Raw genomic sequence first — 12,421 nt, 5'->3', positions numbered from 1 at the left:
CGCCGGTCACAGGCGGAACTGGCCCACGAGGCGGCGCAGGTCCTGCGACATCGAGCCCAGCTCCGACACGGCGTGCTGGGTGGCGGTGACGCCGTCCGTGGTGATCGTGGCCGCGCCCGCGACCCCGGCGATGTTGCCCGCGATCTTCTCCGCGCCGACGGCGGCCTCGGCCACGGAGCGGCTCATCTCCGCGGTCGTGGCGGACTGCTCCTCGACGGCGGAGGCGATCGTCGCCTGGTACTGGTTGATCTCCTCCACGACCTCGGACATCCGCCGGATCGCCTCGGACGCCGCGCCGGTGTCCGCCTGGATCGTGGTCACGCGCTGCCGGATGTCCTCGGTGGCCTTCGCGGTCTCCTGGGCCAGGTCCTTGACCTCGTTGGCGACGACGGCGAAGCCCTTGCCGGCCTCGCCCGCGCGGGCGGCCTCGATCGTGGCGTTCAAGGCGAGCAGGTTGGTCTGCTCGGCGATCGCGGTGATGAGCTTCAGCACGGAGCCGATCTCGGTCGACGACTCGGCGAGCCGGTCGACGGTGCTGTTGGCGGCGGCGGCCTCGCGGACCGCGCCGGAGGCGACGCCGGCCGCGTCAGCGGCGTTGCGGGCGATCTCCTGGATGGAGACACCCATCTCCTCCGCGCCCGCGGCGATCACGTTGACGTGCCGGGACACCGCCTCCGAGGCGTTCGAGGCCTCGGTCATCTGCGCGCTGGACGTCACGGCGGCGTTCGAGATCCCCTCGTTGACCTGCGCGAGGTTGCGCGACGCGCCGGCGAGGGCGTCGGAGCTGTTGTTCACCTCGGCGATCGAGCCGTGGATGCTGTCGATGGCGTTGTCGAGCGCGATGGCCATCTGGCCGATCTCGTCCCGGCCGGTGACGCCGGAGCGGTGGGTGAGATCGCCCCGCGCGAGCGCCTCGATGACGTCGCGGACCCGGCGGACCGGGCCGCTGATCGCGCGGATCACCGGGATCGACAGCAGCAGGAAGAACAGGATGCCGATCCCGATCACGCCGCCGGTCGCCCAGCGGGCGGTGGTCTGGGCCGTTGTCATGGTGTCGCGTTCCTTCGCCACCTGCGCGTCGATCGCGTCCTGCAGCGCGCCGAGCTTGTCGTCGACGGCGTGGTTGCGTTCGGCGATCTCGGGCTCGCGCTCCTGGACGGACGCCTGGTCCTTCGCGGCGTCGCGGACGAACGTGTCGATGAACGTGTTGAAGGCCAGCGCGTCGGCCTTGATGTCGTCGATCTGCGCGCGGATCGCGTCCTGCAGGTCGAGCGTGTCCAGCTCGGCGATGGTGTCGGTGACGGAGGCGAGGTCGTCCGGGAGGTCGGCGATGATCGCGGCGATGTCCTTCTCGGCGAGGGCCCGGTAGGCGTCCACCTTGAGCTCCGCCTCGCGGGTGTCGAGGTGGTGCATGAGACCGCTGGCCTGCTGCAGGTCACGGACAATTCTCGCCTGGTCGGTCAGCTTCACCTGCGCGACGATGCCCGTCGTGCCGGTCGCCGCCGAGACGACCACCCCGGCCGCGCAGAGCAGGCCGATCTTCTGCACGATGCCGATGTTGGCGAACACGCCCATGAGTACCCTCCACCGCACGGTTCTGCTACCCGACTGCTACATCGGCGGCGGATGGCCGGCATTGAGAGGTATGCGCCGCCGGTGCAGTTCGACGGTCAGGACGGCGAGCAGCAGCACCGACAGCCCGAGGCCGACGGTGGCGTCGAACTGCAGGGCGGTGAACTTGAAGACCTGCCCGGCGAGCAGGTCGACCAGGACGGACGTGCGCAGCAGTCGCAGCGCCCGGAGGCGGTCGGCGCGCAGCAGGAACGCGGCCCGGCCGGCGATGACGGCGGCGACGGCCGCGGCGGCGACCATGGCGAGGCTCGCGCCGAGTTCGCGGGTCTGCCGCAGGTCGCCCATGGCGGCCTCGACCGCGCCGCCGATCAGGGGCGGCACCAGCAGGACGTAGACGCCGGCCACCGCGACGGCGACGACCTTCCCGGTCACCAGCCGGCGGGCCAGCGCCGCGAGGGCGCGCCGGCGGGCCGCCCACGGGTCGTCGCGATGGGGGAGCGCGGCGATGAGCGCGAGCGCCGCGGAGCCCGCCGGGGTCGGTTGGTCCAGCAGCCGCAGTGCCTCGGCGCGGTGCGAGGCGGTGAGGCCGGTGGCGACGCCGTCCAGGGCCAGCCGCAGTGCCTCGGCGGTGCGCTCGTCCGGGGTGCGGCGGCCGGGGTCGCGGGGCCGGACGACGAAGGCGACCAGCACCGCGAAGCTGAGGTAGATGATGCCGGCGGCCGGCCGGTAGAAGTAGTCGGTGCGCTCGGTGACGAACTTGCCGACCTCGTCGATGAACAGCCCGAACCCGGCGCCGCCCAGCACCGCCGCGGCCCGCCGGGTGGCCCGGCCCGGGTAGGTCAGCGTGACCACGAGCGCGGCGGCCAGCAGCAGCCCGCCCCACAGCACGTGGGCGATGTGCAGCCCCCCGCCACCGATCTTCGGGTAGCCGGCCGCGGCCAGGAACCAGCGGGTCAGCAGGACGGTGGCGATCCCGGACCCGGCCAGGACCCAAAGGTCAGACCGTGAACTGCCGGACCTGGCCGGGAGACGGGGTAGGAGCATCGGGCCAGCCTCGCCCGCGCTGCGGCCGAGACGCATCCGGGCGTTTCCCCGGACCTGACCCTGAAAGCCTGGGCAACCCGCTGGGCCTGCGCAGCGTCACTCGTGTTCGGGTGCGCCGGTCACCTGGTGGTCGGCGGCGTGCAGCACCTCGGTCACCAGGCGCCGCACGTGCCCGCCGCGGGCCCGGTACAGCACCCGCCGGCCGTCCCTGCGGGTGCTGACCAGGCCGGCGAGCAGCAGCTTCGCCAGGTGCTGCGACACCGCGGGACGCGCCGCGCCGACCGCCGCGGTGAGCGTGGTGACGTCGTGCTCGCCGTCGCGGAGCACCCACAGCAGCCGCAGCCTGGTCGGCTCGGCGAGCATCCGCAGGGCCGTCACCGCGGCGTCGACCTGTTCGTCGGACGGTGGTTGTTGCCCGTCGGTGGCAGTTGCAGCGTTGTCGCGTGCGTACATGAGCACATATCATGCCAGGAGAACCGCCGCGGCCGTAGGAGGGCGCCATGCACCACGACCACGACCATGCTCACGACCATGCTGGCGGGCATGCTCACGACCACGCCGGCACCGGCCGGCGGCACCGGCTGCGGCACCTGCTGACCCCGCACTCCCACGACGCCGCGGACAAGGTCGACCCGGCGATGGAGTCGTCGAAGGACGGCATGCGGGCGCTGTGGATCTCCCTGCTGGTCCTCGGTGCCACCGCCGCCGTGCAGGTCGTCATCGTGCTGCGGTCCGGATCGGTCGCCCTGCTCGGCGACACCCTGCACAACGTCGCCGACGCGCTCACCGCGGTGCCGCTCGGCGTCGCGTTCATCCTCGGGCGGCGGGCGGCGAACCGCCGGTACACCTACGGCTACGGTCGCGCGGAGGACCTCGCCGGGATCGTCATCGTGCTGACCATCGCGGCCTCGGCCGGGTTCGCCGCCTACGAGGCCGTGCAGCGGCTGATCCACCCGGCGACCGTCACGCATCTGTGGTGGGTCGCGGCCGCCGGGCTGGTCGGGTTCGCCGGCAACGAGGTCGTCGCGCGGTACCGCATCGCCGTCGGCCGCCGGATCGGCTCGGCGGCGCTCGTCGCGGACGGGCTGCACGCCCGCACCGACGGGTTCACGTCGCTGGCGGTCGTGGCCGGCGCCGCCGGGGTGGCGGCCGGCTGGCGGTGGGCGGATCCCGTGGTCGGGCTGCTCATCACCGTGGCGATCCTGCTGGTGCTCAAGGACGCCGCGCGGGAGGTGTACCGCCGGCTCATGGACGCCGTCGACCCGGGCCTGGTCGGCGTGGCGGAGGGGGCGCTCGCCGGTACACCCGGCATCCTCGGTGTCGGAGCGCTGCGGATGCGGTGGGTCGGCCACCACCTGCACGCCGAGACCGACGTGCTGGTGTCGGACAGCCTGACCGTCGTGCAGGCGCACGCGATCGCCGTCGAGGCCGAGCACCGCCTCCTGCACGCGGTGCCCCGGCTCACCGCCGCCACCATCCACACCGACCCGGCCATGGCCGGGGCCCACGCCGCCGTGGCCCATCACCGCTGAGCGGATCAGGCCGCGGCGGTGGTCTCCGCGATGAGGTCGTCGCCGGTGTAGGCGCGCCCGGCGATGCCCCAGCCGCCGTCCGGGGCGTTGAAGATGGTCACCCAGGTGTCCGCGGGTTCGTGCTCCGGCACGGCGCAGGACCGGATGATCTCGGTCGCGGCCCGCACGAAGGCCGCGCGCAGCTCCACGCTGCCGAGCGCGATGTTCGGGATCTCGAGTTTCACCACGACGAGTGGGCGGTTGGTGCCGCCGGCGTACACGTCGCCGGGCTCGACCACGTGCACGTGGCCGCCGACGATCGGGGTGAAGAAGCTGTTGCCGGTGGCGCCGCTGATCTCGATGACGGCCCGGCTGAGCAGGGGCAGCACCTGCTGGCGGCCGCTCGTGGTGAGGACCCCGCGCGGCGCGGTGACGGTGATGGGCATGACGCTCTCCTCCGTGGACTAGTACGTACATCCTAGCTAGTCGAACTATGGGCTAGGATGGCCGTACGAGTCAAGGGGGAGTTTCCGTTGCCGAACGACACGCGTGGCCGGATGGTCGAGGCGGCCGTGACCGCGCTGCGCCGCAACGGGGTGGCCGGCATGTCGTTCACCGAGATCCTCGCCGACAGCGGCGCCGCCCGCGGCGCGATCTACCACCACTTTCCCGGCGGCAAGACCCAGCTCGTGGCGGAGGCCGCGGCGCTCAACGGCGGCCAGGTCCGGGCCCTGCTGGAGGAGCTGCCCGCCACCGACCCGCGGCAGGTGGTCGAGGACTTCCTGACCCTGGTCCGGCCGGTGGTGATCGAGTCGAGCGCCGGCTGCGGGTGCGCGGTGGCCGCGGTCGCCGTCGCGGCCGACGAGCTCCCGCACGAGGCCTCGGCGGCCGCCTTCGCCTCGTGGGTCGACGCCCTCACCGGCCGCCTGGCGACCGCCGGCCTGCCCACGGAGGTCGCGCGTGACCTCGCCACCACGCTGATCACCCTCCTGGAGGGCGCCCACGTGCTGTGCCGCGCGGCCGCGTCGATCGAACCGTTCGACCGCGTGTGCCGCACGGCAATGGCCCTGGTCCCCGCCTGAGATCAGGGTTCGGAGCCTTTCTGCGGTCAGGGGCCGGCGTCGAGGGGGTGGGCGGCGATGCGGGCGGCGAGGTGCCGGTCGACCGACGCGGCGGCGGCGCTGCCGGGCTTGCGCGCCGCCTGGTCCTCGAAGTGGGCCAGGAACTCCTTGCCGAAGCCCAGCCGGGGATAGCGCTCGAGCGTCGCCGCCCGGTCCTGCGGCGGGAACTCGTCCTGCCACCGGCCGACCACGTCCCAGCTCGTCGCGACCTGCAGCAGGTGCGACTCCGGGTCCATGTCCGCGGAGACATCGTCGCGCATGTGCAACACGATGATCTCCGCGACCCGGTCCGTGCGGCCGGCCGGCCAGCCCGCGGCGAGGCCGAACACCCGGGCCACCTCACCGCCGGCCTCCTCGAACGGCACCGTGTGACTGTCGAAGGACGGCGCCAGGGCGATGTCGTGCAGCAGCGCCGCCACGCAGAACAGTTCGTCGTCGCGGTCGATCCCGTGGGCCTCTGCGTACATCGTGCCCCAGACATAGCTGCGCACGGAGTGGTTGAGGAACGCGGGGGAGAAGTAGCGCTCCGCCACGGACATCGCGGCCGTGACCGCGGACGACTCCGGCACCATGGGGCAACCGTCGCACGGACCGGAGGCGGACACCGCCACCTGGTTAGAGTGGGGCCGGTGCAACGTTTCGACAGCTTCCTCGCCACCGGCAGCGGGTCGGGCTCCGTCGAGCTCGACCTGGACGACGACACGGCCACCGTCCGGCTCCGGTCGCGGTGGATGGGCGTCGACCGCCCGGAGCGGCTCGAGCTGCGCTTCGTGCACCGGTCCCGGGCCGAGCACCACGGCGTCCTCGAGCTGACCGCGGCCACCGCCGACGGGGTGCCGGTGCCGCCGCCGACCGGCGACGAGGCGCTGCTGCCGCTCGTCGTGGAATACCTGCGGGTGCCGAGCACGAGCGTGTACCTGCACCCGCAGTCCATGCTGACCGACATGGGCGCGCTCGGCTATGCGGAGTGGACGCAGCGCTTCGACCTGGTGCTGCTCGTCGTCGAGGACTACGCGTGGCCCGAGGGCGAGCCGTGGACCCAGGTCCGGGAGGCCCTGGACAAGGCGAAGCTGGAGACCACCCGGGACTGATGAGGGGGTTCAGGCCAGAGCGGGAAGGAGCACCCGCATGCTTGCCACCATCATGTACGGCGCCGGTGACGTGCGCATGGAGACCGTCCCGGACCCGGTGCTGCGCCAGCCGACCGACGCGGTCGTGCGCGTGGTCGCGTCCTGCATCTGTGGCAGCGACCTGTGGCCGTTCGGGTCGATGCCCCGCAGCGAGCAGGGCCGGCGCATGGGACACGAGTTCCTCGGCGTGGTCGAGGACGTCGGCACCGCCGTGCCCGGGTTTCAGGTCGGGGACCTGGTGCTCGCCCCGTTCGTCTGGGCGGACAACACCTGCGACTTCTGCCGGGAAGGGCTGCAGACGTCCTGCCGGCACGGCGGCGGGTGGGGCGTCGACGGCGTGGACGGCGGGCAGGGTGAGGCCGTGCGGGTGCCGCAGGCGCAGGGCACTCTGGTGAAGCTGCCCGTCGCGGTCGACTCGGAGCTGTTGCCGTCGCTGCTGACGCTGTCCGACGTGTTCTGCACCGGCCACCACGCCGCCGTCTCCGCCGGGGTGAACCCGCGCACCACCGTGACCGTCATCGGCGACGGCGCGGTCGGCCTGTGCGCGGTCCTGGCCGCCCGGCGGCTCGGCGCCGAGCGCATCATCCTCGCCGGGCGGCACAAGGACCGCACCGACCTCGGCCGCGAGTTCGGCGCCACCGACGTCGTCGCCGAGCGCGGCGAGGAGGGCGTCGCCGCAGTCCGGGAGCTGACCGGCGGCGACGGCACCCACGCCGTGCTGGAGTGCGTCGGCACCCAGGCCGCCGTCGACATGGCCATCGACATCGTCCGCGACGGCGGCACGGTCGGCCGGGTCGGCGCCGCACAGTACCGCCAGGTGCCGTTCGGCTTCGACACGTTCCTGCGCAACATCACGATCACCGGCGGGGTGGCGCCGGCCCGCGCCTATATCGAGGAGCTGCTGCCCGACGTCATGGAGGGCAACATCGAGCCGGGACGGGTCTTCGACCGGACCATCGGCTTCGAGGAGGTGCCCGCCGGCTACCAGGCGATGGCCGACCGGGAGTCGCTGAAGGTGCTCATCCGTCCCTGACCGCACTCAGCGGGAGGCGGGCGCGGACGGTCCAGCCGGCGTCACCGGGTGCGGCCCGGGCGGTGCCGCCCGGACTCAGACGTCGACGTCGGTGCGGCGCCGGGAGCGGAGCAGGAACGCGGTCGCGGCGAGCAGCACCGCGAGGCTGGTCCAGGTGTTCAGGCGCAGGCCCAGGATGTGGTTGGCGTGGTCGACGCGCAGCAGCTCGATCCACAGCCGGCCGAGGGTGTACGCGGCGACGCACAGCGCGATGAGCCGCCCGTGGGTCAGGTCGAACCGCCGCTCGGCCCACAGCAGCACGGCGGCGGCGGCCAGGCACCACAGCAGTTCGTACAGGAACGTCGGGTGGTAGAGGGCGACGTCCGGCGTGTCCGCCGGGCGGTGGGCGGGGTCGATGCGCAGCGCCCAGGGCAGCGTGGTCGGGCCGCCGTAGAGCTCCTGGTTGAACCAGTTGCCGAGGCGGCCGATGGCCTGCGCGACGAGGAGTCCAGGTGCGACCGCGTCGGCGAAGGCTGGCAGGGCGATCCCGGCGCGGCGGCAGCCGATCCAGGCGCCGAACGCGCCGAGGGCGACGGCGCCCCAGATGCCGAGGCCCCCGTCCCAGATGTACAGGGCCCGGACCGGGTCGCGCCCGTCGGTGAAGTACAGCTCGGGGCTGGTGATGACGTGGTAGAGCCGGCCGCCGATGATGCCGAACGGGACCGCCCACGCGGCGACGTCCAGGACCTGCTCGGCGCGGCCGCCGCGGGCGACCCAGCGCCGCTGGGTCATGAGGACCGCGACGATGATGCCGGCGAGGATGCACAGCGCGTAGGCGCGGATGGGCAGCGGCCCGAGGTGCCAGACGCCCCGGGCGGGGCTCGGCAGGTGGCCCAGCAACATGCGAGCAACTCTGCCAGGCGCGTCGCCGGTACGTGCGCCCGGAACCCGCTGATGGGGTTTGATGGGGTGGTCAGCCGACCTGACTCGAAAGGACCATCGGAATGGCAAAGGTCATCTCCACGCTGTTCATCTCCGCCGACGGCGTGGCCGAGATCGACCCCGACTGGCACTTCCCGTACTTCGACGAGAACATGGGCCGTGCCGTCACCGAGGACTACGACACCTCCGACGTGCTGCTCATCGGCCGTGAGACCTACGACAGTTTCGCCGGGGCGTGGCCCGAGCGGGAGGCGGCCGGCGGCGAGGACGCGCCGTTCGCCAAGCAGCTCGGGGACACGCGCAAGGTGGTCGCGTCCCGGCAGCCGCTGGCGTTCACCTGGCGCAACTCGGAGCTGATCGAGGGCGACCTGGTCGACGCCGTCGCCGCGCTCAAGGCCGACCCCGGCATCAAGGGCGTCCTCATCCCCGGCTCGATCTCGGTGGTGCAGCAGTTGCTCGCCGCGGGGCTGGTCGACGAGCTGCGCCTGCTGGTGCACCCGGTGGCGGCACGGAAGGGCCGCAAGCTGTTCGACGACGGCGACGCGGCGCTGCACCTGAAGGTGGTCGCGACGGAGGCGTTCCCGACCGGGGTGATCCGCGTGATCTACGCGCCGGCCGAGGCGCCCGCCGCGGCCGGCTACGACGACATCAAGGATCAGGCGCCGAAGGGCCAGTGACCGGGGCACGCGACGGGCGGGACGAGCCCGCCCGTCGCGCCGTTCACCGGGCCGCGGGCGTCGCGGCCAGCACCAGTACCGACGCCGCGGCGAAGCAGGCGGCACCGAGGAAGACCAGGCCCGGCTGGGCGCAGGTCAGCGACCACGCGAACGCCGCGCTCGCCGCGACGGGCACCACCGTCTCGGCCAGGGCGCCGATCCCGGTCACCGCACCCTGGACGGTGCCGTGCTCGTCGGCGCCCGTGGCCCGGGACAGCCACGCCTGCGCCGCGGCGCCGCCGACCGAACCGAGCACGCCGACCGCCTGCAGCACGTAGATCATCCACGGTTCGGTGGCGACGGCGGTCCCGGTGAGGGCCACCACCGCGACCGTGCCGCCGAGCACCGCGGCCCGCTTCTCGCCGAGCCACCGCACCAGCGGCCCGACCGCCCGGGCCTGGAACAGCACGCCGGCGAGCGCGCCCGCGGCCATGACGGTGCCGACCTGCGCCGTGCTCCAGCCGAACCGGACGGTGACGAAGAACGTCCAGATCACCTGGCTGGTCATGCGGGCCACGTCGGCGCCCAGCCGCGCCCACGCGAGCCGGCCGAGCACCGGGCGGCGCAGCACGGCGGCGAGCGCGCCGACCGGGTTCGCGACCCGCAGGGTCAGCGGCGTGGTCCGGTCGCCGGGCCGGGACTCGGGCAGGATGAGCCAGCCGTAGGCGACGTTGGCGAACGCGAGCCCGGCCGCGGCGTAGAACGGCAGCCGGACGTCGACCGCGCCGAGCAGGCCGCCGACGGTCGGACCGGCGATGAAGCCGAGCCCGAACGCGGAGCCGACCAGCCCGAACGCGCGGGCGCGCAGCGAAGGTTCGGTGACGTCGGCGATGTAGGCGTTGACGACGGTGTTCGTCCCCGCGCAGGCACCGGCGACGGCGTGGAACAGCACCAGCAGCCACACCGTGGGCGACGCGGCGTGGGCGAGGTAGTCGACGCCGAGGCAGGTCAGCGACGCGAGGAGGACGGGTCGCCGGCCGTACCGGTCGGAGAGGCGCCCCAGCAGCGGCGAGGCGAGGAACTGCAGCAGGCCGTAGCTCGAGCCGATCAGACCGTTCCAGCGGGCGCCGTCGGCGGCGTCCCCGGTGAGGTCGGTCAGCAACGCCGGCACGATCGGCACGATCAGGCCGAGGCCGAGCATGTCGATGAAGACGGTGACGAGGAGGAAGGAGAGGGCGGGTGCCCGGCGCATCGTGACTCCTGGTTTCGGGAGGGGCAGGGCCCCCCTCGAACTCCCGGTCTGCGCCTGTACGGCCGGCCCGAAGGTACGGAGGATAAACGTATCGCGGCTGTCAAATGGTTTTTCCTGACGCGATATGTTTGCTCTGACCGGGCGGACGACGGGAGTGGGCATGACAACGTTGGACGGGTTCGCCGCGCTGGCGGCCAGGGAGCGCGGCCTGGTCGTCGTGTCGACGCTGCGGGCGGACGGCACGATCCAGGCGTCGGTCGTCAACGCCGGGGTGCTGCCGCACCCGCTGACCGGGCGACCGGCGCTGGGGTTCGTCACCTACGGCAAGGTCAAGCTGACCAACCTGCGGTCCCGCCCCCAGCTGGCGGCGACGATCCGGTCCGGCTGGACCTGGGCCACCGTCGAGGGCGCGGCCACGCTCATCGGCCCGGACGACCCGGCGCCGGGCGTCGACGCCGAGCGGCTCCGGCTGCTGCTGCGCGAGGTGTTCACCGCCGCCGGCGGCACCCACGACGACTGGGACGAGTATGACCGGGTCATGGCCGAGCAGCACCGCACCGCGGTCCTCATCGAGCCGTCCCGCGTCTACGGCAGCTGAGCGTCGTCGGTGCCCGGTCGGGTCCGGAACTGGTCCAGCGCCGCTCGCCGGTCCCGGTGATACGGGCGGGCGGTCAGCGTCGCCACCAGGCCCCACATCTGCCGCTCCTGCTCGATGGTCTCCGGCAGGTCGAGCGCCAACGCCTCGGCAAGGGGTTTGCGCCCGAGGTTCACCAGTGAACGGACCGCCGCGGCCCAGTCGTCGGTGCTGCGGATCGCTACTTCGTACCAGACCCTGGCGAGCAGAATGAGCCCAGCCCCGACGGCCGCCAACAACCATTCATGATCGGTGTCGGCGACGGGAACAGTGCCCAGCGCCACCGCGCCGACGATGAGATGTCCATACAGCAGGCAGATCAACAGATCGACCGTGGTGCGGGCCTGTTCCACCTGTTTGGCCGCGCGTTCGGGCGCCACCGCGGTGAGATCGTTCCACATTCGCTGCGAGTCGAGCCGGAAGCGGTCGTATCCGTATTCCTCGAACCGGCGAATGGCATTTCCGAGCCGGGTGGGAACGATCTGCTGCTCGTCGACCGGGTATCGCTGCAGCTTTTCGTCGAGCAGGTTCCGTTGTGCCGCAGTGCGCCTGGAATCGCCCGCGAAGAAGCGCACGAGCGTGTCGTCGGCGCGCAACTCGCGGAGGCGGGCGACATCGTCGGTGTCGAGCGCGCCGCCCGCCTCGAGGTCGGTGAGCTCCAGAAGATCAAGGCGACCGAGGAGCTGGTTCCTCCGGCTCACCTGCCGCTCCTGCCAGCGCGTCAATGACAGCGACGGCACCCAGCGCGGCAACGCACGACGCGACGCGGCCTGCGGTCGCCAGCCGATGTACCCCTCGAGCACCCGGTACAGCGGTGTCTGGACGGAGGCGAGGAGCACCCCGAGGAGCACGGCGGCGCCGGCCGCGGCGAGATCCCGGTTGACGCCCGCCCGGTCCAGCGAGGTGAGCAGGACCTCGGCCTCGCTGGCGGGCAGCACCACATAGGCGAGCAGCAGCACGTTGACCGCGGCGGGCAGGAGCCAGCCGACCAGCAACGTCCAGCCGCCGCCCATGATTCCTTTGACAATGTCGCTCAAGGCGCAACCCCAACGTCGGACGGCACCGTACCGGTGTCTCCATGATGCGACACTTTCGTCGTCTGTCGGGCCGGCTGGTGCCGGGAGTATCGTCGTGCGGGAGGCGGAGATTCCGATTGGACCGGGTCATGAATCGCGACGCATTCCTCGACAGGCTGGCCGACCGGCTGGGTAGCCGGGCCGCCGCGATGGAGGCATTGGCGGCGTTTGTCGCCGAGGCCCGGGATGCGGCGGTAGAGGGGAAGACGATCGCGGTCGAGGATCTCCTGATCGCATACACGGCCGAAACGCCGGCGCGCGTCAAATCCGCTCCCGCCAAGAAGGAGCCGCGCGGCAAGAAGGAGCCCCGCGGCAAGGGCGCGAAAGCAGCCAAAACCGCGAAAACCGCGAAGGCCGGCACGAAGGCAGCGGGTCGGAAGGCGACGACGGCCAAGGCAGCACCGGCCAAGGCGACGACGGCCAAGGCAGCACCGGCCAAGGCGACGACGGCCAAGGCAGCACCGGCCAAGG

The 12,421-nt window shown here is 72.6% G+C and carries 14 protein-coding genes and 1 pseudogene; 7 read left to right on the top strand and 8 right to left on the bottom strand.

Annotation, left to right across the window (positions count from 1 at the left end; all coding sequences use genetic code 11):
* Positions 1-6: 6 nt before the first annotated feature.
* From Dsi01nite_RS17845 to Dsi01nite_RS17835, 3 genes are all read right to left on the bottom strand, one after another.
* A complete protein-coding gene (locus Dsi01nite_RS17845; protein WP_203847301.1) occupies positions 7-1,575 on the bottom strand; it encodes a methyl-accepting chemotaxis protein in 1,569 nt (522 codons plus the stop codon).
* A gap of 36 nt (positions 1,576-1,611) precedes the next feature.
* Positions 1,612-2,616 (bottom strand): hypothetical protein, encoded by a 1,005-nt coding sequence (locus tag Dsi01nite_RS17840; RefSeq protein ID WP_373318789.1) that lies wholly within the window; start codon positions 2,614-2,616, stop codon positions 1,612-1,614.
* Positions 2,617-2,712: 96 nt separating this feature from the next.
* Positions 2,713-3,069 (bottom strand): ArsR/SmtB family transcription factor, encoded by a 357-nt coding sequence (locus Dsi01nite_RS17835; protein ID WP_203847300.1) that lies wholly within the window; start codon positions 3,067-3,069, stop codon positions 2,713-2,715.
* Between the two features lie 47 nt (positions 3,070-3,116).
* On the opposite strand from Dsi01nite_RS17835, the gene Dsi01nite_RS17830 reads away from it, so the two are divergent.
* Positions 3,117-4,148: a cation diffusion facilitator family transporter gene (locus Dsi01nite_RS17830; RefSeq protein ID WP_203847299.1), complete on the top strand. Its 1,032-nt coding sequence runs from the start codon at positions 3,117-3,119 to the stop codon at positions 4,146-4,148.
* Positions 4,149-4,153: 5 nt separating this feature from the next.
* Here Dsi01nite_RS17830 and Dsi01nite_RS17825 read toward each other — a convergent pair whose 3' ends face one another.
* Positions 4,154-4,573 carry a tautomerase family protein gene (locus Dsi01nite_RS17825; protein WP_203847298.1) on the bottom strand — a complete coding sequence of 140 codons (420 nt, stop codon included), beginning with the start codon at positions 4,571-4,573 and terminating at the stop codon, positions 4,154-4,156.
* 87 nt (positions 4,574-4,660) lie between these two features.
* Between Dsi01nite_RS17825 and Dsi01nite_RS17820 the strand changes: the two genes are divergently transcribed.
* Entirely contained in the window at positions 4,661-5,209 is a 549-nt protein-coding gene (locus Dsi01nite_RS17820; RefSeq protein ID WP_203847297.1) for a TetR/AcrR family transcriptional regulator, read from the top strand.
* A gap of 26 nt (positions 5,210-5,235) precedes the next feature.
* Here the strand turns inward: Dsi01nite_RS17820 and Dsi01nite_RS17815 are convergent, their stop codons facing one another.
* Complete coding sequence (locus Dsi01nite_RS17815) at positions 5,236-5,820, bottom strand: HD domain-containing protein (RefSeq protein WP_203847296.1); 585 nt, start codon at positions 5,818-5,820, stop codon at positions 5,236-5,238.
* A 57-nt stretch (positions 5,821-5,877) separates the two neighbouring features.
* On the opposite strand from Dsi01nite_RS17815, the gene Dsi01nite_RS17810 reads away from it, so the two are divergent.
* Both Dsi01nite_RS17810 and Dsi01nite_RS17805 read left to right on the top strand, forming a co-directional pair.
* Positions 5,878-6,339 carry a hypothetical protein gene (locus Dsi01nite_RS17810; RefSeq protein ID WP_203847295.1) on the top strand — a complete coding sequence of 154 codons (462 nt, stop codon included), beginning with the start codon at positions 5,878-5,880 and terminating at the stop codon, positions 6,337-6,339.
* Positions 6,340-6,376: 37 nt separating this feature from the next.
* Positions 6,377-7,411, top strand: coding sequence for a zinc-binding dehydrogenase (locus tag Dsi01nite_RS17805; protein WP_203847294.1), 1,035 nt, complete (start codon positions 6,377-6,379; stop codon positions 7,409-7,411).
* 75 nt (positions 7,412-7,486) lie between these two features.
* Here the strand turns inward: Dsi01nite_RS17805 and lgt are convergent, their stop codons facing one another.
* Complete coding sequence (gene lgt / locus Dsi01nite_RS17800; RefSeq protein ID WP_203847293.1) at positions 7,487-8,293, bottom strand: prolipoprotein diacylglyceryl transferase; 807 nt, start codon at positions 8,291-8,293, stop codon at positions 7,487-7,489.
* 101 nt (positions 8,294-8,394) lie between these two features.
* Here lgt and Dsi01nite_RS17795 point away from each other — a divergent pair, with 101 nt between their 5' ends.
* Positions 8,395-9,009: a dihydrofolate reductase family protein gene (locus Dsi01nite_RS17795; protein WP_203847292.1), complete on the top strand. Its 615-nt coding sequence runs from the start codon at positions 8,395-8,397 to the stop codon at positions 9,007-9,009.
* A gap of 43 nt (positions 9,010-9,052) precedes the next feature.
* Here the strand turns inward: Dsi01nite_RS17795 and Dsi01nite_RS17790 are convergent, their stop codons facing one another.
* Positions 9,053-10,240, bottom strand: a complete 1,188-nt coding sequence (locus Dsi01nite_RS17790) for an MFS transporter (RefSeq protein ID WP_203847291.1) — start codon at positions 10,238-10,240, stop codon at positions 9,053-9,055.
* Positions 10,241-10,400: 160 nt separating this feature from the next.
* Between Dsi01nite_RS17790 and Dsi01nite_RS17785 the strand changes: the two genes are divergently transcribed.
* Complete coding sequence (locus Dsi01nite_RS17785; RefSeq protein ID WP_203847290.1) at positions 10,401-10,838, top strand: TIGR03618 family F420-dependent PPOX class oxidoreductase; 438 nt, start codon at positions 10,401-10,403, stop codon at positions 10,836-10,838.
* Here Dsi01nite_RS17785 and Dsi01nite_RS17780 read toward each other — a convergent pair.
* Complete coding sequence (locus tag Dsi01nite_RS17780) at positions 10,826-11,887, bottom strand: hypothetical protein (RefSeq protein ID WP_203847289.1); 1,062 nt, start codon at positions 11,885-11,887, stop codon at positions 10,826-10,828. The two genes, Dsi01nite_RS17785 and Dsi01nite_RS17780, sit on opposite strands and share 13 nt — an antisense overlap.
* A 152-nt stretch (positions 11,888-12,039) precedes the next feature.
* Here Dsi01nite_RS17780 and Dsi01nite_RS17775 point away from each other — a divergent pair.
* A pseudogene (locus tag Dsi01nite_RS17775) lies at positions 12,040-12,421 on the top strand (hypothetical protein); the annotation flags it as partial.

It is taken from the genome of Dactylosporangium siamense (assembly GCF_016862795.1).
Lineage (GTDB): Bacteria > Actinomycetota > Actinomycetes > Mycobacteriales > Micromonosporaceae > Dactylosporangium > Dactylosporangium siamense.
The sequence above is the reverse complement of the archived record's forward strand: the minus strand, read 5'-3'. Positions and strand labels throughout refer to the sequence as shown.